Source organism: Luteibacter flocculans (assembly GCF_023612255.1).
Lineage (GTDB): Bacteria > Pseudomonadota > Gammaproteobacteria > Xanthomonadales > Rhodanobacteraceae > Luteibacter > Luteibacter flocculans.
Genome location: NZ_CP063231.1, coordinates 3437741 through 3457728, shown reverse-complemented (window position 1 = coordinate 3457728; position 19988 = coordinate 3437741). Strand labels below are relative to the sequence as shown.

Here is a 19988-nt window from a genome sequence, read left to right as displayed (position 1 = left end):
AGGGTTACTCCGATCGCGACGCAGGAGGCGCGATCATCCATTCGTGGGCGGGGTCGTTGCGGAAGTGCCATTCGCGGCGCGGTCCGGCCATGACGTTGAGGTAGTAGCCGCGATAGCCGTGCGGCATCACCACCGGGTGGTAGCCGCGCGGCACCATCACCACGTCGTGGTCGCCCACCGCCATCGACTCGTCGATGTCGCGGCTGTCGGTGTAGACGCGCTGGAACGCGAAGCCCTGCGGTGGATCGATGCGGTGGTAATAGGTCTCTTCCAGCACGCTTTCTTCCGGCAGGGCGTCGGTATCGTGCTTGTGCGGCGGGTAGCTCGAAGAATGCCCGGCCGGCGTGAGCACCTCGACCACCAAAAGTGACTCGGCCGGTTCCGACTCGGGGAGGATGTCGCAGACGTAGCGGGTGTTGGCGCCTGTGCCGCGTACGGAACGCTTCATGCTCGACGGCGGGATCAGCCGCACGCCGTGAAGCCCCGTGGCAGGCGCGGAGGCAAGAGCGATCTCGGTATCGGTACTGGCGCTTATCTCGAACACCGACGACGGCGGTGCATAGACCGCATGCGGCGATGCGTCGTCGAAGACGCTCGTACGATCACCGAGGCCCTGCCAGGCTTCATCGCCCACGCGAAGATCGATCGTTCCGGTGAGCACGACAAGGCAGCCTTCGCGGTCTGCGGGCAGGCGAATTTCCGTCCGCTGCCCGGCCGCCAGCCGTCGCGCCTCGAAACCCACGTGAGTCCAGTGCGCCGTTTGTGGTGTGACCTCGACGATGGCCTCGCCCTTAGGCGCGGCCTTGACCAGGAGTGTCATGCGACCTCCCTTACCGCATCGCGGTCGAGCAGGGATCGCAGGGTGTCGTAGCCCTTCTTCGCAAAGCGCTGACTGGGCGCGACGGCCGGGTCCTGTTCGGCTTCGACCACAAGCCAGCCCTGGTAACCATGTGCTTTGAGGCGCGCGATGATCGCTGCGAAGTCGATCACACCGTCGCCCGGCACCGTAAACGCGCCATTGAGTACCGATTCGAGAAAGGTCCATTGCCGGTTGCGTGCGAGACGGACGATGCCGGGGCGCACGTCTTTGCAATGCACGTGACAGATGCGCGCGATATGCCGATCCAGCACGGTGAGCGGATCGCCGCCGCCGAAATAGGTGTGCCCGCTGTCGAACAGCAGCCCGACGTCTTCTCCGGTATGCGCCATGAGATGGTCCACATCGTCCGGCGATTCCACGTACGCACCCATATGGTGGTGATAGGCGAGGCGCACGCCGCGCGACAGCGTGAAGCGCGCGAACTCGGTCACCCGTTCACCATAGCGCTTCCACTCGTCGTCCGTGCGCATGCGCGGGCGCTTGTACAGCGGAATCGGCTCGCCCTGGATCGCGTGCGCCACTTCGCCATAGACCATCACCTTGCAGCCGTTCTCGGCGAGCAGGTGCAGGTGCTTCTCTACCGCAACGATTTCTTCAGCCGCGCTGCGCTCCCCGAGTCGGCCGGAATACCAGCCCGACACCACGTCAAGGCCGTAACCGGCCATCAGTGAACGCAATGCGGCCGGGTCCTTCGGAAACTTGTTGCCGAGCTCGAAGCCTTCGTAGCCGATGGCCTTGCCCTCCTCGAGCGCCGTGGACAGCGGGATCTCGCCGCCGAGGGTCGGTAAGTCGTCGTTGCTCCACGAGATCGGGTTGATGCCGATGCGGATCGGGTCGTTCTTCATGCGGGGTTGCTCCGCGCCTTGCGGCTTTCGATGGCGGTTTCGTACGCGTTGCGCGCCTGGCGCACCGCGTCGCGCGTCGACACTTCCGGCACGGCCACTTCCCACCACGAGCCGCCCTCGTCGGTGGTGCGCGTGTGATCGGTGTCGATGCAGATGAGATAGGTGCGATCGGCGGCGCGCGCCCGTTGCATCGCGGCTTCCAGTTCGGCGATATCCGCCACGTGTTCGGCGATGGCGCCGAGGCTGCGCGCGTGTGCGGCGAAGTCGATCGCGGGCGCGGCGTGCCGCCCGTGCAGGCAGTCGTCGAACATGTTGTTGAACGGCGCGCTGCCGGTGCTCTGCTGGAGGCGGTTGATGCAGCCGTAGCCGCGGTTGTCGAGCAGGACGATGATGAGTTTCGCGTCCAGCATCACCGACGTGGCGATCTCGGAGTTCATCATGAGGTAGCTGCCGTCGCCGACCATCACGATCACTTCCCGTTCGGGCAGGGCCATCTTCACGCCCAGGCCGCCCGCGATCTCGTAGCCCATGCAGGAGTATCCATACTCCATGTGGTAACCACCCGCGGTTTCGGTGCGCCACAGCTTTTCCAGTTCGGCAGGCAGCGTGCCCGCCGCGCAAACCACGACGTCGCTCATGGCCGATTGCGGCGATGAGCGTTGCACCGCGCCGATGACCTCGCCGTCGTACGGCAGGCGACCTTCGGGCGGTGTGCGACGTTCGGTGATGCGCGATACCACATCCACCCAGCCGCGTGCCGCTTCGCGAGCACGTGCCGTCCAGGCGACCGGTGCTGCCCAGTCTTCCAGTCCAAAACTCAGGTCGTCGATCACCTGGGCCGCGTCGCCGATCACCTCAAGCCCGTTGCCCTTCAACGCGTCGAAGCCGTTGACGTTGATCGACAGGATCGGCACGTGGCGGAACAGCGTGTTGGACGCCGTGGTGAAATCCTGTAGACGCGTGCCCAGGGCGATGACAAGGTCGGCTTCGCGCAGGATCGCGTTTGCCGCGCTGGAACCGCTGACACCCGCCGGACCAAGATGCAGGGGGTGGTTCCACGGCATGACACCTTTGCCGGCCTGGGTTTCGCATACCGGTACGCCGTGCTTGTCGGCAAACGCGAGCAGGGCGGGCGTCGCCTTGGCGTACAGCGCGCCACCACCGGCAACGATCACCGGCCGTTGGGCCTGCTCGATGGCGTCCAGCGCCTCGATCAGTTCGTCGTCGGTCGGCTGCGGTGCGCGGAAGACGATCTCGCGAGGCTCGAAGAACGCGAGCGGGAAGTCATACGCCTCGGCCTGCACGTCTTGCGGCAGCGCAAGGGTCACCGGGCCGCACAGCGCGGGATCGGTCAGTGCGCGAATGGCGCGGGGCAGTGCATTCAGCAATTGCTCCGGACGGACGATGCGATCGAAATAGCGCGAGACCGGGCGGAAACAATCGTTCACGGAGACCGTGCCGTCGGTGAAGTCTTCGAGCTGCTGCAGGACGGGGTCGGGCGCACGCGAGACGAAGATGTCGCCGGGCAGGAGCAGCACGGGAAGCCGGTTGACGTGCGCCAGCGCGGCGGCGGTCACGAGATTGGTTGCGCCGGGGCCGATCGACGTGGTCACGGCCATCATCCGGCGGCGCATGCTCGCCTTCGCATAGGCGATGGCCGCGTGTGCCATCGCCTGCTCGTTGTGCGCGCGGTACGTGGGCAGTTCGTCGCGAATGTCGTACAGCGCCTCGCCCAGCCCCGCGACGTTGCCATGGCCGAAGATGGCGAACACACCGGCGAACAGGGGGTAGGACGTTTCCTCGTCCGCATCGCGCGCCTGCAGCGCCGCCAGATAGCGGACGAGTGCCTGCGCGCAGGTCAGGCGGATCGTGTCGCTCATGCGGCGGCCCCTTCCTTCGCGCGGGCGCCGGGGTGCTGCCGGCTGCCGCGCCAGAGGGCGATCATCGCCTCGAACGAGGCACGCGCGCGGGCGACCAGGGTGGCATCGTCGATGCGTCCCGCCAGCCATTCCCGTGCCGGTTCGGCAAAGATCGTGCGGCCGACCGCGAAGCCTCGGCAGGTTTCGCTTGCCGCGGCGTTGGCGAAGCCGTCGCCGAGCACCTCGGCGGTGGCGTTGAGCCCGAGCAACAGCACGCCGCGGCAGTGCGGGTCGCGCTCCTGGATCAGGGCGTCGATGGCGCCCCAGGCGTCGCTCGCTGGCGGGCAGAGCTTCCACCAGTCGGGGCGAATGCCGAGGTTGTAGATGCGCTTGAGCGAGCGCAGCACGCGTTCATCGCGCTGCGCCTGGCTCGTGCACCCGGGCGGGATGACTTCCAGCAGCAGTTCGTGGCCGCTGAGTTGCGCGGCGTCGTAGAGCGACCGCAACTGGGTTTCCTGTTCCACGCGATCCAGCGGATCGGCATCCGGATCGAACGCGACCAGGCATTTGATGACGTGCTCGCGCGGCCATGCGACGAGTTGGCTGCCGATCGACCGGCCGCGTTCGAATTCCAGCGGATTGGAGCCGGACACTTCCACGGGACGGCCGATCCACCAGCCCCGTCCGGTGGCCGCATTCAATGCGTCCTGCCCGTAGCGATCGTCGCAAAGCAGGCCGACATGCCCGTGCAGCTTGCCCGCCTGCTCGGTGGCGGCCACGGCGTCCACCAGCAGATTCTTGAGGCGTGGCAGGCGGGCTTCGTCTGCCCCGACATCACGCGCCAGCTCGAAGAACGGTACGCGATGATCGAAGGCGAAGACGTAGAGTTCGTGCCACGGCTTGCGCGGCACAGCGGTGCGATGCAGATGGGCCAGCTCGGCATCCTGGTCCGGACGGGTCACGCCGCCCTCGCGGGCGAGGAATGCGTCCAGTTCGGCACGCCCCGGCATCGCGGGAGCACAGCCATGCCGCGACACGACGATCGCGCCACAGGCATTGGCGAAGGCGCAGGCACGTTCGACGGACTCGCCGCGCAGCCAGCCGGCGAGGAAACCCGAGAGGAACGCGTCGCCCGCACCGAGCACGTTGAGCACCTCCACGCGGCTGCCGCGGTAGGTCAGTGCATCGTCGACGTTATCGGGTACGGCGCCTTCGATGACACTGCAGCCGAGTGGGCCACGCTTGACCACGAGCGTGGCGGCACTGATCCCGCGCACCGCGCGCAGCGCAGCGACGAGGTCCTCGCTGCCGCCCGCAATGTGGAATTCCTCTTCCGTGCCGACGATGACGTCGAAGCCGCCGAGGATGCCTTGCAGGTGCGCCGTCACGTGCTCGGCGGCGACGAAGCGACGCTCGCCCTCGCCGCGGCCGGTCAGGCCCCAGAGGACGGGACGATAGTCGATGTCGAGCACGGTGCGGACATCGTGCTTGCGCGCCAGTTGGATCGCGCGCGTGCTGGCCGCGTGGACACCGGGTTGGGAGAAGTGCGTGCCGGTGATGGCCAGCGCGCGGCACGAGGCGATGAAGTCCTCGTCGATATCCGTGTCCGCCAGCGCCATGTCGGCGCAGTTCTCGCGGTAGAACAGCAGCGGAAAGGTTTCGCGATCCTTGATGCCGAGGATCGCGAGGGCCGTCAGTCGATCCGGATCGATCTTCACCTGGCGCACGTCGCAACCCTCTGCTTGCAGGGTTTCGGTAAGGAAGCGACCCATATGGTCGTCGCCCACGCGCGAGAGCATGGCCGAACGAAGGCCGAGTCGCGCGGTACCGAAGGCGACGTTGGCCGACGAGCCGCCGAGGTACTTGGCGAAGCTCGTGGCATCTTCCAGGCGCGCGCCGATCTGCTGGGCGTAAAGGTCCACGGCAAGCCGACCGAGGCAGGCGACATCGATCGGACGGGCGGCGGAGCGGGGTGCGGGACTCTGCATGCGAATTCCTAGGTCAGGCCGCGCGGCCTTCCAGTTGGTCGACCAGTTGTTGGATCTCGGTACCGCCCGCCATCATGTCGAGCACCTCTTCCTTGCTGATGTCGTTCTTGGCGAACGTGCCCATGGATTGCCCGCGATTGAGCAGCGTGAAGCTGTCCGCGATGGGATAGGCGTGGTGCACGTTGTGGGTGATGAAGATCACCGAGATGCCGCGGGCGCGGGCGTTGTGGATCAGCTTGAGCACGTTGCACGACTGCTTGACGCCCAGCGCTGCGGTCGGCTCGTCCAGAATCAGCACCTTCGCGCCGAAATGGATGGCGCGCGCGATGGCGAGGCATTGGCGCTCGCCACCGGACATGGTGCCGACCGGCTGGCTTGCGTCGCGCACGTGGATACCCATCTCCGCCAGCTTTTCGCGCGCCGTTTCGTTGGCATAGGCCATATCGATCACGGGAAGCACGCCGAGCCATTTGCGCCGCGGCTCGCGTCCAGCGAAGAAGTTGCGCGCCACGCTCATCAGCGGCACCAGCGCCAGATCTTGGTAAACAGTGGCGATGCCGCGATCGAGTGCTTCGCGTGGCGAGCTGAAACGGACCTCCTCGCCTTCGACGCGATACGCGCCGGTACTCGGCGTATGCACGCCGGCAAGGGTCTTGATCAGCGTGGACTTGCCCGCGCCGTTGTCGCCGAGCAGGCAGTGCACTTCGCCGCGCTTGAGGCGGAGCGTGACGCCTTGCAGGGCGATGACCGTGCCGAAATACTTGCTGACGTTGTCCAGTTCGAGGATGTAATCGTCGGCCATGTTGGCGCTCCTCACTTCGTCGCCGCAGCGCGGCTGCGGATGTAATGGTTGAACAGCACCGCCAGCAGCAACATGCCGCCGAGGAATACGCGGTACCAGTCCGAATCGATGTTGGTGTAGGAGATGCCGATCTGCACGACACCGAAGATGAGGGCACCGAAGCACGCGCCGATCACCGAACCGAAGCCGCCGGTGAGCAAGGTGCCGCCGATGACGACGGCGATGATTGCCTCGAATTCCTTCTGCAGTCCGCGGTCCGCGGCAGCGGAACCCACGTCGGCGACCTGCAGCACGCCGAACAGGCACGCACAGAACGCCGTCAGCACGAACAGCGAGATCTTCACCCGGCGCACGGGTACGCCCACGTTCTTGGCGGCATTGGCATCGCCGCCCACGGTGTAGATCCAGTTGCCGAAGCGCGTGCGTGCCAGGACGAAGCCTGCCACCACGGCCATGGCCAACCACCAGATCAGCACCTTCGGCAGGCCGCCGACGACCGGATCGCCGCTGGGCAGCTTCTCGATGAGATTCATGCCAGCCAGTGCGTTGAACAGCCAGTGCAGCGTGGTGCCCTGGAACAAGGCGGAGATCACCGGGTCCTCGCTGAACTTGTCGCCGATGCCGCTCACGATCGTGCTGTTCGCGAAGCCGGTGGACAGCACGAGGGTGAGGCCGCGCAGGATGAACATGAAGGCGAGGGTGACGATGAACGACGGCAGCTTCGTGCGGACGACGAGATACCCGTTCAGCGCACCCAGGGCCATGGAGCCGGCGAAGGCGAACAACACGGCGGCCCACAACGGCCAGCCGAGATACATCGGTGGAATGGCGACCATCACGCCGGCGAAGCCGATCATCGAACCCATCGATAGATCGAATTCGCCAGCGATCATCAGGAGGCAGGCGCCCACGGCAATGATGCCGAGGTAGCCTGCCACCTGCGCCCAGTTGATGACGCCATCGAGCGCGAACATGCCCGAGCCGCCGGCAAAGATGCCGAAGAAGGCGAAGACGAGCACGGTGCCCGCGATGGAGCCCAGTTCGGGCCTGTCGAGCAGCACGCGCCACGGAGAGATCTTCCGTACGCGTTCATCCGTGGGTACCGCTTCCTCCGGCGCTTTCGCGCGTTTGGCCTGGATCATGGTGGTGACGCTCTCGTTGATGACGCTCATGGACGGTGCTCCTGCGATCAGCGGTACTGACCGGCGTACTTCTCGACCGTCGCCACGTTGTCCTTGGTGACGAACGCCGGGCCGGAGCTGACGCCGGTCGCGGTGTACACGGGCTTCAGGTCGTACTGCTTGAGGCGCGCCTGGAACTTCGGATTGGCCTTGAGCGCCGCGATGATCTTCGCCGGGTCCTTCGTGTTCTGGTCATGCGCGATCACGAGTGCCGCGATGCCCATGTAGCCCTGCAGGTAGGGCTGCTGGTCGATGGCGTACTGGATCGTGCCGGACTTGATGCCGTTGATGATCGCGGGCGAGAGATCGAAGGTGCCGAAGTTGATCTTGCCGGCCAGGTGCATGTCCTGGACCACCTTGATTGCGGGTTCGGCCGCGTTGGGTCCGAGCGCGAGAATGGCCTGGGTCTTCGGATTGCTGCGCAGGTAAGCGCTGAGTTTGCTGGCGACGACCGTCGGGTCCATGCCCGTGTCGATCATCGAGGTCTTGCGCCAGTCCTTCACGCCGATGGCATCCGCGAAGCCCTGGCAGCGCTCGAACGATGCGTTGTTCGTCGCGTAGTGGTTCACGCAGACGAAGCTCGTGACACCGGCTGTCTTGGCGCGTTCGCCCGCCGCCTTGCCCGCGTCGTACTCGCCCTGGCCCACGTGCATGATCGCGCCGAGCTTCTTGCTCTCCTCGGGGGTGCCGGAGTTGATGGTGACGATAGGAATGCCCTTGGCCGTGATCTTGGCGGCGGGCGCCTTCAGTACCGCATAGCTGGCGATATCGAACGACACGCCCTTGTAGTTGCGTGCGGCCGCCGACTCCAGCTGGCGTGCCATTTCGCTCAGGTCGCCATTGCCGGAGCCGCGGTAGTCGACGTCGACGCCGAAGTCCTCGCCCGCCTGCTTGATGGCGTTCTTGATGGTGTTCCACCAGGAATCGGAATCGGCGGCGTGGGTAACCAGGACGTAGCGGTCGCCGGGGGCCGCCTGCGAGGCGGGGGCGGTAAAGCCGAGACCGAGGGCCAGGGCTGCCGCCAACGAGGCGTGGAACAGTTTGGATCGCATGGTGCCTCCACAGGTGGCCGCTGCGCGGCCGTTGGATGGGTGACGAGGTGCGATGCGGCCTGGGGGCCGCGTGGTGCCGAAAGCGAGCCGAGCATGGACCGGCTTTTCGCATCGTGCAATTTGCATTGCAGCAAAAAAATAAATGGAAAAAACATTCCATCCCGTGCTTGAATGCCGCCGGTCACCCTCGGAGCCTCCCATGCCCAAACGCAGCGAAGCCGATCTCCTCATGCAGCGCATTGCCGAGGAATTCGAAGCTCTGCCCCGGCAGTTGCAGGGCGTGGCCCGGTACCTCGAAGAACATCGCGGATCGATCATGCTCCAGCGCGTGGGCGAGATCGCCGAAGGTTGCGGCGTGCATGCGTCGGCGGTCGTGCGCTTCGCCCAGCGCTTCGGCTATTCCGGGTTCTCCGAAATGCAGGCGGTATTCCGCGATGCGTGGACGGCGCAGACGGCGCCTGCACGCAGCTACCAGCAGCGTATCCGTAGCGTGGTCAAAGGCCGTACCCGCGACATGCCGACCGTGGAGATCGCCTCGCGTTTCATCGATGCCAGCCGCGCTGGACTCGACGAGCTGGCGACGGAACTGGACGAAACACGCTTCCAGAAGGCGGTGGATCTGCTCGCCAACGCCGAAAACATCTACGTCATCGGCGTGCGGCGTTCCTTCGCGATCGCCACGTACATCGCCTATGCCATGCAACACACGCCGAAGCGCGTACACCTCGTCAGCGGACTGGGCGGCATGTTCCGTGAACAACTGCGCAGCATCGGCAAAGGCGATGCGCTGATCGCCATCAGTTTTCCGCCGTTCGGCAAGGAAACGCTCTACGCGATGCGGGTGGCGCAGCAACATCGTGCCAACGTGCTCGCCATCACCGAGAGCGACCTCGGGCCGTTGGCCCGGCATTCGGACGTGCTGCTCAAGGTGAAGGAGGGCAGTGCCTTCGCGTTCCGCGGCCTCACCAGCACCATGTGTCTCTGCCAGGCGCTGTTCGTCGCGCTGGCCTACAAGCTCGAACTCACAGTCGAAGAAACGCTTCCCCGAGGAGAATACGATGATTGAAGTAGCGGTTTTCGGTGCCGGCCGCATCGGCAAGATCCATGCTGGCAACGTGGCGCGGCATCCACAAGCGCGGCTGCGCTACGTGGTCGACGTGCACGCCCCTTCGGCGCAGGAACTTGCGAGCGCGCATGGCGCCAAGGTGGCCGGGATCGACGAGGCCCTGAGCGACCCGGCCGTGGGCGCCGTCGTGATCGGGTCGAGCACCGATACCCATGCCGACCTCATCCATCGCGCTGCGGCAGCGGGCAAGGCCATTTTCTGCGAGAAGCCGGTCGATCTCGACGTGGAGCGGGCACGCGCGTGCCAGGCGGCCGTGGAGAAGGCGGGCGTGGTCTGCATGATCGCGTTCCAGCGCCGCTTCGATCCGACGTTCTCGTCGCTCAAGAAGCGTCTGGACGATGGCGAGATCGGCACGCCGGAAGTGCTGGTGGTCACCAGCCGCGATCCGGGGGCACCGCCGGTGAACTACATCAAGAGTTCGGGCGGCATCTTCAAGGACATGCTGATCCACGACTTCGACATCTTCCGCTGGATTCTGGGCGACGAAGCGGTGAGCGTGCATGCCATGGGCAGCTGCCTCACCGACCCGGCCATCCAGGAGGCCGGCGACATCGATACCACGGCGGTCACCATTCGCACGAAGCAGGGTCGGCTGTGCCAGATCAATACCTCGCGCCGCGCCGCGTACGGCTACGACCAGCGCTTCGAAGTGCTCGGTAGCAAGGGCATGCTGCAAGCCGGCAATGTGGCGCCTACGCAGGTCGTGTCGCATACCGCCGCGCACATCGCGCACGATCTTCCGGAGCATTTCTTCCTGCAGCGTTACCGGGAAGCCTATGCCGCTGAAATCGCCCATTTCTTCGACGCGTTGTCGGACGGCACGCCCGTGCGTACCACGATCGCCGACGGCATCAAGGCGCTGGAACTGGCCGAGGCCGCCGCCCGTTCGTGGCGCGAAGGCCAAGTCGTGCAGGTCGCCATCTGAGGAGTGCGTCCATGAGCACGTTACGGATCGGTCTCGCCGGCCTCGGCCGGCTTGGGCAGCGCTACGCCGAAAATCTTGCTCGCAACGTTCCGCGGGCGGAACTGGTGGCCGTTTGCAGCCCGATGGATGACGAGCGGGCGTGGGCGCGCGACACGCTGGGTGTGCAAGTGGTTCACGAGAGCTTCGAGCAACTGATTGCGGACCCCTCCCTCGATGCGGTGTTCCTCGTGACACCTACGTCGCTGCACGCCACTCAGATCGAGCAAGCGTTGGACGCTGGTAAGCACGTGTTCTGCGAGAAGCCGCTTTCGCTGTCACTCGACGACTGTCGTCGCACGGCGCGGCATGCCGAGCATGCGGCGAAGCGTGCCATGGTCGGCTTCGTGCGGCGCTTTGACGAAAGCTATCGACACGCCTTTCAGCACATCGAGGCAGGCGGCATCGGGCGTCCGTTCCTCGTCTATTCGCAGACGACGGACCTCGCCGATCCGACCGGCGCTTTCGTGAAGTTCGCGCCGACCAGCGGCGGCATCTTCCTCGATTGCAGCGTGCACGATGTGGACCTCGCGCGCTGGCTGCTCGGCCGGCCGAAGGCGATCAAGGCATACGGCGCCGGTACCGTGGCGATGTATCCGGCGCTGGAGGCCATGGGCGACGTGGACAACGGCGTGGGCATCGTCGAGTTCGAAGGCGGACGCATGGCGATGTTCTACGCGTCGCGAACGCAGGCGCATGGGCACGACACGCATACCGACGTGATCGGCACCGCCGGCCGTGTGAGCGTGGGCCGCAATCCGCGCGCAGATCGCGTGGAGATCGCGGATGCGTCCGGCGTGCGCAACACCGTGCTGCCGACGTTCTACGAGCGCTTCTCGCCGGCCTTCGTTACGCAGGCGCGTCACTTCGTCGACGCGGTGCTGGACGGTACGCCGTTCGATCTCACCATGGACGACGCGGTGGAGGCGACGCGCATCGCCGTGGCCCTGCGCGAATCGTTGCACAGCGGCGAACCCGTGCACCTGCAGTGATGGGCCGAGGTTTGCCATGGTGGGGCCAGCCTTAGTGAGAACCAGCCAAAGTGGAACCAGTCATGGTGGGAGCTAGCCACAGTGGGACCTAGTCATGGTGGGACCTAACCATGGTGGGACCTAACCATGGTGGGGATAAACATGGTGGGGATAAACATGGTGGGAGTCAGCCATGGTGGAGAGAGACATGGTGGGAGCCAGCCTGCTGGCGATGGGTGCTCGCGGCAAGCGCCCATCGCCAGCAGGCTGGCTCCCACCGAAGGCATGGTTCCCACCGAAGGCATGGTTCCCACCGAAGGCATGGTTCCCACCGAAGGCATGGTTCCCACCGAGGCATGGTTCCCACCGAGGCATGGTTCCCACCGAGGCATGGTTCCCACCGAGGCATGGTTCCCACCGAGGCATGGCTACCGCCACAGCTCAAACAACTGCCAACTCAGGCAGATCGGCAATGACGCGCTGCAACAACGTGACGCTATAATCCGTCGCCATGTCCCTTCCTTCTCTCGTCCCCCATCGTGGTCGGCGACTTGCGGTGACCGCGCGAATTCTTTCGGCGGTCGTCTTCTCGTTCGTTTGTTACCTCTGCATCGGTATTCCGCTGGCCGTCCTGCCGGGATTCGCGCATCTCGATCTCGGTTATTCGACGATCGTGGCCGGGCTGGCGGTGAGCGCGCAGTATCTTGCGACGCTGCTCAGTCGCCCTCATGCGGGACGCATGGCGGATGCGATGGGGCCGAAACGTACCGTCGTGGCAGGTCTCGTGGTGCTGGCTCTGTCGGGGTTGTTCCTGGCGCTGGCAGCGCTGGTGCCGACCATCCCTGCGCTCGCCCTCGCGCTGATCCTGTTGAGCCGACTCGGCTTGGGATTTGCGGAAAGCTGGGTGAGCACGGGATCGATCACCTGGGGCATCGGCGGCATCGGCGGCGAGCACACCGCACGGGTGATCTCCTGGAACGGCATCGCCACCTATGGCGGGATTGCACTGGGTGCGCCGCTCGGCGTGATGCTGGCGCGCGATCACGGGTTCATCGCCCTGGGTATCCTGACCTTCGCGCTGGGTCTCGTGGCCTTGCCGTTCGCGCTGTGGAAAGCGCGCGTTGCGCCGAGCCATGGCGAGCGTCTTCCGTTCAAGAGCGTGCTCACTCGCGTGATGCCCTATGGCATCGGGCTGGCCCTGGGCTCCATCGGTTTCGGTTCGCTGTCCACCTTCGTGGCCCTTTACTACGCGAGCCGCGACTGGGCGGACGCGGCGCTGTCGCTGTCCGTGTTCGGCGGCTGCTTCATCGGCATACGCCTGGTCTTTGGCAACGCGATCGATCGGTTCGGCGGTTATCGCGTGGCGATGGCGTCGCTGATCGTGGAGTGTGTGGGACTCGTCCTGCTCTGGCAGGGCACCACGCCGCACGCCGCCCTGATGGGTGCCGCATTGACGGGCGCGGGTTTCGCGCTGGTGTTTCCGGCGCTGGGCGTGGAAGCGGTGGGGCGCGTCAGCACGCACAACCGGGGTGCCGCACTGGGCGCGTATTCGGTTTTCCTCGATGTGGCCCTGGGCCTCACGGGACCCGTGGGCGGCTGGATCGCGGGGCGTTATGACTATCCTGCGATCTTCCTGCTGGCCGGCTTCGCCGCGCTCGCCGCCGCCTTGCTGGCCGCTTCGCTGTACCTGCGTTTCGGTCGTGATATCGAAGGGCGGGATAAGCGAGCCGGCGCCCGGGCATAATGCGCCTGTCCCCCCGCTAGAGGTTCCGCATGCCATACGATCGCAGTTGGATGGGCTACGGCATGGTGGGTGCCTTGGAAACGGGCGCCATCGCCTTGCTCGTGGGCATCATCGCCTACGGTGTGCTGCGTGCCATCGTCAGGAACGACGGCTGGAGCCCGGGTAAGGAACTCGCCATTGCCTACGTCTTTGCCGTGGCGCTGGCCTCGGGCCAGGACATGTGGGATCTGTTCTATTTCAACATGGCGCCGTTGCAGTCGCTGACCTTGTTGAAGGCCAAGCTTGCCGCCGTGCACGATCCGGACGCGATCGGCCTGCGCGTGTTCTTCGAGTTCGTCGGCGCGCTGGTGGGCGTGTGCCTGGGTTGGGCCATGTTCTCCGGCGGCTTGAAGCGCCTCTTCGCGAGCATGCGCCAGTCCTGACTGGCGCATGCCTGCCTGCTGCGATTACAGCGTGTGGCTGAACATCCAGTCCCACAGATCCGGCGTGGCATACGCCTTCTCCCACGAACCATGATTCACACCGGGAAACTCGGTGTACTTCACGTCCTTGCCGAGCTTGACCAGCGCCGCATGCATCTTGCGCGACTGCTCGGTGGGCACGACGTTGTCGTCGCCACCATGGAAGATCCAAACCGGTAGTTTGCCGATGTGTTCGGCCACCCAGGCAAACGGATCGCTGCCTTTCGGTGCATGCACGTAGAGATCGCGATCTTCGGGATCGAGCACCTCGATGCCCCCGCAGATGATGGCCGCAGCCGCGAACGTGCCCGGATGATCCACCGCGAGTTGCCACGCCCCATAGCCGCCCATGGACAGGCCGGTGACGTAGAGGCGCTTACGATCGCCGTGGAATTCCTTCACGCTTTTCTCCAACGCGGCCATGGCCAGCGCGGTGTCGGCGGGATCGGTCCATTCGGTGTCATCGGGCGCCTGCGGGATCACGACGACCGCGGGAAAATCGGTGTGTTGCTTCAACCACGGCGGCAGGCCCTGCGACATCTGCTTCTGGTTGTCGTTGCCGCGCTCGCCACTACCGTGGAGGAACAGCACCACCGCGGGCGGCTTGTGCAGATCGGCGGGAACGAAGACCTGGTAGCGGTAGGTCTTGCCGTGCAGATCGACCGAGCGTTCGACGAAATGGGAAGGATCGGCTGCGGCAGCAGTCGCGACCATGGCAGTGAGAGCGGCAAGAATGCGAAGCATGTGGACGGGTTTCCCAGGGCCGGTGTGAGGGAGTGCGCGTTGCGCGCGACGCCATTGGCGTGTCGCAAGACTGGCGCGAACGGCCGGTGTGCGCAAGGTACGAACGTCACCCTATCCCTAGAGGATGGGGTCGAACAATCGTGCGACGTGCAGCGCCACGCGGCGGAAATACGAGAGCCGTCGATAGTCGTTGGGATTCACTTCGTCACTTCTTGCGAAGTCGGCTTCGAGCATGGCCTCGACGTCGGCGGCAAAGGCTTGGTCGACGTTCAACGCTGCGATCTCGAAGTTGAGCCGGAAGCTGCGGTTGTCGAGATTCATGCTGCCGACGACCGCCGTGTCGTCGTCGATCAGCATCACCTTCTGATGCACGAAGCCCGGCTGGTAGCGGAACATGCGGATACCCGCCACGATGGCTTCATGCGCGTAGAGCGTGGACGCCATGAAGACCGTGCGGTGATCGGGGCGGGACGGAATGAGGATGCGTACGTCCACACCGCGGAACACCGCCAGGCGCAACGCGCCGAATACGGCCTGGTCCGGCACGAAGTAGGGCGTGGTGATCCACACGCGTTTCGTCGCAGCGTGGATCGCCTGGGTGAAGAACAGCGAGCAGCTTTCCTGCCGGTCAGCCGGGCCCGTCGCGACGATCATGCTTGCTGCACGGCCACAGCGTTCCGGTGGCGGTGCATGCGGCGGGCGCTCGCCGGTGACCCAGTACCAGTCTTCCGCGAACGCACGTTGGAGGTCGGCCACGGCGGGGCCTTCGATCTGCATGTGGGTGTCGCGCCATGGCGACAGCGGCGGCTTTGCACCCAGGTATTCGTCGCCGGCATTGAGCCCGCCGACGAAGCCGCGCACGCCATCGATCACGAGCACCTTGCGATGATTGCGGAAGTTCAGCTGAAAGCGGTTGCGCCAGCGACGCGTGGCGAAGCGGCGCACGCGCACGCCTCCGTCGCGGAGCCGATCGACGTACGCGTCGGGCAAGGCGTGGCTGCCGACGCTGTCGTAGAGAAGACAGACCTCGACGCCCGCGGCGGCCCGTTCGAGCAAGGCGTCGCGCAGGCGACGGCCCAGCACGTCGTCGTGGATGATGAAGAACTGCACCAGCACATAGCGTTCCGCGCGTGCGATCGCTTCGAACATAGCCGTGAAGGCTGCTTCGCCGTCTACGTGCAGAGACAGCGCGTTGCCGCCGTGCATCGCCGTCTTCAGCATCCGCCCGATCGCGTCGTAGCGGGCGTCGCGCACGGGTTCCGAGTGGGCCAGCGTGCCGAGCCAGGTGGACTGCGCGGCCTCCTCATGCAGCACGAAGAAGCGCGACTGCCGCTGCCGATGCAGGTCCACGTATCCGCCGAAGTGGCTGGAACCCAGGAACAGGTAAGGCACCAGGGTCACGTAGGGAAGCAGGACCAGGCCCAGCACCCAGGCGAATGCTCCCTGCGCGGTGCGCGTATGCATGACGGCATGCATGGCGGCGAACACGCCCGCCACATGCAGGGCGAGTGCCGTGATGGCGATGACAGTGGCGATCACGGCGCAGTGACCCCCACTTTCGCATCTGCGGCAACAGTCTTTGGCGCCAGGGAGCGTTTTTGCATGGTTCTCATGTCGGGACAATGGGCGGTATCGCTTTCCACCGAGCCTAACCCATGAACCTCCCTTCGTCCCGCCTGCCACTGATGGCACTCGCCGTGGCGGCTTTCGCCATCGGCACCACCGAATTCGTGATCATGGGTCTGCTGCCCGAAGTGGCGGCCGACCTCCGCGTGGACATTCCCGCCGCAGGCATGCTGGTGTCCGGCTACGCCCTCGGCGTGGCAGTGGGCGCTCCCATTCTCGCCGCGCTGACCGCGAGGCTGGAGCGCAAGAGCGCTCTGCTTCTGCTGATGGGCCTGTTCATCGTCGGCAACCTGCTCTGTGCCGTGGCACCGAGCTACGGCGTGCTGATGGTGGCGCGTATCGTCGCCGCGTTCTGCCACGGCTCGTTCTTCGGCATCGGTGCCGTGGTAGCCGCGCACCTCGTCCCGACCAGCCAGCGCTCGCGTGCCATCGCGCTCATGTTCGCGGGCCTCACGTTGGCGAACGTGCTGGGCGTGCCCTTTGGCACCTTTCTCGGCCAATGGGCCGGTTGGCGGGCGACGTTCTGGGCGGTGACCGGCCTCGGCGTGGCCGCGGCGTTCGCGGTGGCGCGTTTCGTTCCGGCCTTGCCGGGGCTGAAGGCGCCGCACATGGCGCGCGAGATGCGCGTACTGCGCGAGCCGCAGGTGCTCATCGCCCTGGGCATGACGGTGCTCGGATTCGGCGGCGTGTTCACCGTGTTCACCTATATCGCCCCGATCCTGCAGCAGCAGTCGCACATCAGCCCGCACTGGACCGGCGCCGTGCTGGTGCTGTTCGGGCTAGGTACCACGTTGGGCAACATCCTTGGCGGTCGTCTGGCGGACTGGAAGCTCATGCCGTCGCTGGCGGGCATCCTTGTGGTGTTGACACTCCTGCTGGTTCTGTTCGCATGGACCATGCACTCGACGGTCGGCGCTATCGTCACGGTGTTCGTGTGGGGCATCGCGGCCTTCGCCACGGTCGCGCCGCTGCAGTCGCGTGTCGTGCACGTGGCGGGCGAGGCACCGAATCTGGCGTCCACGCTCAACATTGCCGCCTTCAATCTCGGCAATGCCGGTGGGGCGTGGTTGGGTGGCGCCGTGCTTGCCGCGGGCTATGCCATGCCGGTGGTGAGCCTTGCTGGCGCGGCGGTCACCGTGGCGGGGCTGCTGGCGACGATCGCGAGCGTTGCCATCGAACGGCGTGCACCGCTCGTTGCGGCCTCTTGCACCTGATGAAAGTAATCGCCGCTGGAGCACGCTCCAGCGGCGGGGCGGCCACGCGATTCAGCGTGCCGCGACGCGTTCCGGCTTTTCGGCGAGAAGCATGTTCGCCACGCCCTGCGCCTGCTTGCGGATCTCGGGGATTGCCGTGGATTCCCACAACGCACCACGCAGGAGACTGCCGATGGCGAAGAGGTTCGCCCGGGGCTTGCCCGCACCGTCCAGCAGATGACCGTCCGGCAGCGCCGCGAGGCCCAGCCCTTGCGGGTCCGGCGTCACGAGACCACCGAGCACCAACTGACGAATGAGGCGGTGCTCGGTGCGCTGCGTATCGGTGTTGAGACCCACGGTCTGGATCACGATGTCGTACCCGGCAATCGTTTCATTGCCACCGGGCACGGCGCTCGCCACGTCGAGCTTGCCTTGCGGCGTGAGGTGAACCGAGCGCATGCGACCGCGACCCCGGTGCAGACGACCTTCGGCTTCGAGCGCCGCGACGCGTGCCGCGACCTGCGGTGGCATGCGATGGCGTGCCCGCTCCCACGCCCAGCGGGCGTGGCGCAGGAAGCGTGCGCGTTCCTTGGCAGGCAGTTCGCGCCACAGCGACTGCGTATGCGGACGCATGCCGTCCACTACCGTGCGCCAGTCCTCGGCCTGTGCGGCGGCGTCGCGCAGACGGCGCAGCCAGACGCGCAGATTCGGATCGTCGCGCATGGATTCGATCAGTTCGCCGCCATCGTCGTTGGGTGCCGACGCGGCGGAGAGATGCGGTTCGGGCAACTTGCCATGGCGCGACAGCGCATCGAAGTGTGCGTTGGGCCAGCGACTGGACAGCTCCAGCAGCACATCGACAGCCGTGAGGCCGAGGCCGATGACCAGCACGCGCAACGGGCGATCGTCGTCCTCGGCCGAGGCGAGGAACGGCCAGGGATCGGTGACGTAACGGCCGCTCGCGATGGCGGCGTCTTCCACGCCGGGCAACGGGCGCGGTGGCAGCGAGCCGATGGCGAGCACCGCGGCGTCGGCCTGGGAGGTCTCGTCGCCGTAGCCGATGGTGACGCCGTCCGCCGAAGGCACCAGCGAATCGGCGGGAAAGGGCAACACGTTGACGTCGTGACCGAGCGAGGGGGCGTTCTTCACCGCCTGCGTGACGCGCGACTGCAGGAAATCGCCGTACATGCGCCGCGGCAGGAAGTCCGAGCCCTTCACGGTGGGATCGAGCGCCTGGGCGTATTCGAGGAACCCACCGGGTTTGCTGACGAACATGCCCATCGACGCGGCGCGTACGTTGAGCAGATGGCGTTCCGACGGCGTGCCGTAAGCCACGCCGCGACCGGCGCCCGGAGCGCCGCAATACCAGTCGAGATGGAGCGGACGCGGTGTGCGTCGCTCCAACAACTCGCTCACCAGCGTCGCCGCTGCTGCGCCACCGCCAATGATGGCGACCTTGTGAAACATGCTTTGGTCCTTCGCCCGTTCTTGGGGGGTGGAGGGCCGTGAGACCGTCAGGCCGTCAGGCGTCCCGCAATGATCGATTGCCTCGGTCGTGCGATCCAGTGTCCGGAGGGACCGGGCTGCTCATACGCGAGGTACTGTGCCAGATCGCCACCGTATACGTGAAGCGTGAGGGCTGTGTCGTGCCGCGACAAATTGCGGCATCGATGGGCATGCTGCTCGGTGGCGTCGAACCACGTGGCATCCCCAGGGCCCAGCCACGTCCGGCCGGTGCTGCGCAGCGAGGCATCGGCGTCGTCCTTATCGAAGGACTCCACTTCGATAGCGCCCGCGATGGTGGCCTCGAGGCCCCATAGCCCACCGTGATCGTGCACCGGCGTGGCATAGCCCGGCGGCCACGCGAGCACCAGCACACTGACGGGCGGACGCGTCCGCTCGGCCAGCATCCAGCGCTCGAACCCGCGTCGACGCTCGCGCAGCGGGCCCAGCGTGGAGGCCAGCTCGGTGCTGCGACCATGCAACACGCGCCCGATCTCGCGCCCCATGGAGGCGAGGTCGGGGTGTGCGGCGTCCGACAGGTCGAACGCGATGTCGCGCAAGGTTCGGATGATGGAAAAACGCTTGCCCATGAAGGCGCGTCCGGTAGATCGACTGGCGGGGAGTGGAGCATGGGGCCTGTTAAACCGTCGTAACCTCGGGCTTTCGCGAGAGGGTTAAACCCTTTCACGAAACCGTGCATCGAACCGGCGACCGCCCTCGCGCGGTCGTCCCGTCCACGGAGAACCGCCATGATCGTCCTTACCTCGCTCGTCATCCTCGCCGCGGGCTTCTGCCTGGTCTTTGCGCTGGTCGGCGCGGTGCTGAAGCTCGCTTTCGGCATCATCGGCGGTGTGTTCAGCCTGCTCGGCAGCATCCTGGGCGCCGTGATCGGCGGCGTGGTGATGCTGCTCGTGGCGCCGGTCGTGATGGTGGCACTGCTGCCCATCCTGATCCCCGTGGGGCTTCTGGCCCTGTTGGTCTGGGCCATCGCCCGGGCCAACCGCAAGCCCGACGTGGTGGTCATGCCGCGCTGATCACCGGCGCGGAAAGGG

The 19988-nt window shown here is 65.9% G+C and carries 18 protein-coding genes; 7 read left to right on the top strand and 11 right to left on the bottom strand.

The features are described from left to right. Positions 1-4: 4 nt before the first annotated feature. Genes iolB through IM816_RS15040 form a run of 7 tightly spaced genes read right to left on the bottom strand, consistent with a single transcriptional unit; the run spans position 5 to position 8607 of the window. A complete protein-coding gene (iolB, locus tag IM816_RS15070) occupies positions 5-820 on the bottom strand; it encodes a 5-deoxy-glucuronate isomerase (protein ID WP_250338709.1) in 816 nt (271 codons plus the stop codon). Then, positions 817-1725, bottom strand: a complete 909-nt coding sequence (gene iolE, locus IM816_RS15065; RefSeq protein WP_250338708.1) for a myo-inosose-2 dehydratase — start codon at positions 1723-1725, stop codon at positions 817-819. Before iolE ends, iolB begins: the two co-directional genes overlap by 4 nt. Next, the gene (gene iolD, locus IM816_RS15060) at positions 1722-3605 is read right to left on the bottom strand and encodes a 3D-(3,5/4)-trihydroxycyclohexane-1,2-dione acylhydrolase (decyclizing) (protein WP_250338707.1); all 1884 of its coding nucleotides are present in this window, start codon (positions 3603-3605) and stop codon (positions 1722-1724) included. Before iolD ends, iolE begins: the two co-directional genes overlap by 4 nt. Next, entirely contained in the window at positions 3602-5572 is a 1971-nt protein-coding gene (locus IM816_RS15055) for a bifunctional 5-dehydro-2-deoxygluconokinase/5-dehydro-2-deoxyphosphogluconate aldolase (RefSeq protein ID WP_250338706.1), read from the bottom strand. Before IM816_RS15055 ends, iolD begins: the two co-directional genes overlap by 4 nt. Before the next feature lie 13 nt (positions 5573-5585). Then, positions 5586-6374, bottom strand: coding sequence for an ATP-binding cassette domain-containing protein (locus tag IM816_RS15050; RefSeq protein WP_250338705.1), 789 nt, complete (start codon positions 6372-6374; stop codon positions 5586-5588). A gap of 11 nt (positions 6375-6385) precedes the next feature. Beyond that, complete coding sequence (locus IM816_RS15045; protein ID WP_072321996.1) at positions 6386-7546, bottom strand: ABC transporter permease; 1161 nt, start codon at positions 7544-7546, stop codon at positions 6386-6388. 17 nt (positions 7547-7563) lie between these two features. Continuing rightward, positions 7564-8607 (bottom strand): sugar ABC transporter substrate-binding protein, encoded by a 1044-nt coding sequence (locus IM816_RS15040; RefSeq protein ID WP_250338704.1) that lies wholly within the window; start codon positions 8605-8607, stop codon positions 7564-7566. 199 nt (positions 8608-8806) lie between these two features. Between IM816_RS15040 and IM816_RS15035 the strand changes: the two genes are divergently transcribed. From IM816_RS15035 to IM816_RS15015, 5 genes are all read left to right on the top strand, one after another. Further along, complete coding sequence (locus IM816_RS15035; RefSeq protein WP_250338703.1) at positions 8807-9673, top strand: MurR/RpiR family transcriptional regulator; 867 nt, start codon at positions 8807-8809, stop codon at positions 9671-9673. Then, positions 9666-10658 (top strand): inositol 2-dehydrogenase, encoded by a 993-nt coding sequence (gene iolG / locus IM816_RS15030; protein WP_250338702.1) that lies wholly within the window; start codon positions 9666-9668, stop codon positions 10656-10658. Before IM816_RS15035 ends, iolG begins: the two co-directional genes overlap by 8 nt. Positions 10659-10669: 11 nt before the next feature. Further along, a complete protein-coding gene (locus IM816_RS15025; protein WP_250338701.1) occupies positions 10670-11686 on the top strand; it encodes a Gfo/Idh/MocA family oxidoreductase in 1017 nt (338 codons plus the stop codon). Between the two features lie 490 nt (positions 11687-12176). Continuing rightward, entirely contained in the window at positions 12177-13409 is a 1233-nt protein-coding gene (locus IM816_RS15020) for an MFS transporter (RefSeq protein WP_250338700.1), read from the top strand. A 29-nt stretch (positions 13410-13438) separates the two neighbouring features. Further along, positions 13439-13831: a hypothetical protein gene (locus tag IM816_RS15015; protein WP_250338699.1), complete on the top strand. Its 393-nt coding sequence runs from the start codon at positions 13439-13441 to the stop codon at positions 13829-13831. Positions 13832-13855: 24 nt separating this feature from the next. Here IM816_RS15015 and IM816_RS15010 read toward each other — a convergent pair whose 3' ends face one another. Together IM816_RS15010 and cls are read right to left on the bottom strand one after the other, a co-directional pair. Continuing rightward, positions 13856-14614: a carboxylesterase family protein gene (locus IM816_RS15010; RefSeq protein ID WP_250338698.1), complete on the bottom strand. Its 759-nt coding sequence runs from the start codon at positions 14612-14614 to the stop codon at positions 13856-13858. 117 nt (positions 14615-14731) lie between these two features. Then, positions 14732-16153: a cardiolipin synthase gene (gene cls, locus IM816_RS15005; protein WP_250338697.1), complete on the bottom strand. Its 1422-nt coding sequence runs from the start codon at positions 16151-16153 to the stop codon at positions 14732-14734. 116 nt (positions 16154-16269) lie between these two features. On the opposite strand from cls, the gene IM816_RS15000 reads away from it, so the two are divergent. Then, positions 16270-17454: an MFS transporter gene (locus IM816_RS15000; RefSeq protein WP_250338696.1), complete on the top strand. Its 1185-nt coding sequence runs from the start codon at positions 16270-16272 to the stop codon at positions 17452-17454. A gap of 51 nt (positions 17455-17505) precedes the next feature. Here IM816_RS15000 and IM816_RS14995 read toward each other — a convergent pair whose 3' ends face one another. Further along, positions 17506-18900 carry an FAD/NAD(P)-binding protein gene (locus IM816_RS14995; RefSeq protein WP_250338695.1) on the bottom strand — a complete coding sequence of 465 codons (1395 nt, stop codon included), beginning with the start codon at positions 18898-18900 and terminating at the stop codon, positions 17506-17508. Between the two features lie 47 nt (positions 18901-18947). Beyond that, positions 18948-19526: a cysteine dioxygenase gene (locus tag IM816_RS14990; protein ID WP_250338694.1), complete on the bottom strand. Its 579-nt coding sequence runs from the start codon at positions 19524-19526 to the stop codon at positions 18948-18950. Positions 19527-19685: 159 nt separating this feature from the next. On the opposite strand from IM816_RS14990, the gene IM816_RS14985 reads away from it, so the two are divergent. Continuing rightward, a complete protein-coding gene (locus IM816_RS14985) occupies positions 19686-19970 on the top strand; it encodes a hypothetical protein (RefSeq protein WP_072321985.1) in 285 nt (94 codons plus the stop codon). Positions 19971-19988 lie beyond the last annotated feature (18 nt).

Bases quoted from the DNA above. Each gene is read 5' to 3' on its own strand.
- iolG (WP_250338702.1), top strand. From the start codon at position 9,666: ATGATTGAAGTAGCGGTTTTCGGTGCCGGCCGCATCGGCAAGATCCAT.
- IM816_RS15010 (WP_250338698.1), bottom strand. From the start codon at position 14,614: ATGCTTCGCATTCTTGCCGCTCTCACTGCCATGGTCGCGACTGCTGCC.
- IM816_RS14985 (WP_072321985.1), top strand. From the start codon at position 19,686: ATGATCGTCCTTACCTCGCTCGTCATCCTCGCCGCGGGCTTCTGCCTG.
- IM816_RS15025 (WP_250338701.1), top strand. From the start codon at position 10,670: ATGAGCACGTTACGGATCGGTCTCGCCGGCCTCGGCCGGCTTGGGCAG.
- IM816_RS15020 (WP_250338700.1), top strand. From the start codon at position 12,177: ATGTCCCTTCCTTCTCTCGTCCCCCATCGTGGTCGGCGACTTGCGGTG.
- IM816_RS15050 (WP_250338705.1), bottom strand. From the start codon at position 6,374: ATGGCCGACGATTACATCCTCGAACTGGACAACGTCAGCAAGTATTTC.
- IM816_RS15045 (WP_072321996.1), bottom strand. From the start codon at position 7,546: ATGAGCGTCATCAACGAGAGCGTCACCACCATGATCCAGGCCAAACGC.
- iolE (WP_250338708.1), bottom strand. From the start codon at position 1,725: ATGAAGAACGACCCGATCCGCATCGGCATCAACCCGATCTCGTGGAGC.
- iolB (WP_250338709.1), bottom strand. From the start codon at position 820: ATGACACTCCTGGTCAAGGCCGCGCCTAAGGGCGAGGCCATCGTCGAG.
- IM816_RS15055 (WP_250338706.1), bottom strand. From the start codon at position 5,572: ATGCAGAGTCCCGCACCCCGCTCCGCCGCCCGTCCGATCGATGTCGCC.
- IM816_RS15000 (WP_250338696.1), top strand. From the start codon at position 16,270: ATGAACCTCCCTTCGTCCCGCCTGCCACTGATGGCACTCGCCGTGGCG.
- IM816_RS15015 (WP_250338699.1), top strand. From the start codon at position 13,439: ATGCCATACGATCGCAGTTGGATGGGCTACGGCATGGTGGGTGCCTTG.
- iolD (WP_250338707.1), bottom strand. From the start codon at position 3,605: ATGAGCGACACGATCCGCCTGACCTGCGCGCAGGCACTCGTCCGCTAT.
- IM816_RS15040 (WP_250338704.1), bottom strand. From the start codon at position 8,607: ATGCGATCCAAACTGTTCCACGCCTCGTTGGCGGCAGCCCTGGCCCTC.
- IM816_RS14995 (WP_250338695.1), bottom strand. From the start codon at position 18,900: ATGTTTCACAAGGTCGCCATCATTGGCGGTGGCGCAGCAGCGGCGACG.
- IM816_RS15035 (WP_250338703.1), top strand. From the start codon at position 8,807: ATGCCCAAACGCAGCGAAGCCGATCTCCTCATGCAGCGCATTGCCGAG.
- IM816_RS14990 (WP_250338694.1), bottom strand. From the start codon at position 19,526: ATGGGCAAGCGTTTTTCCATCATCCGAACCTTGCGCGACATCGCGTTC.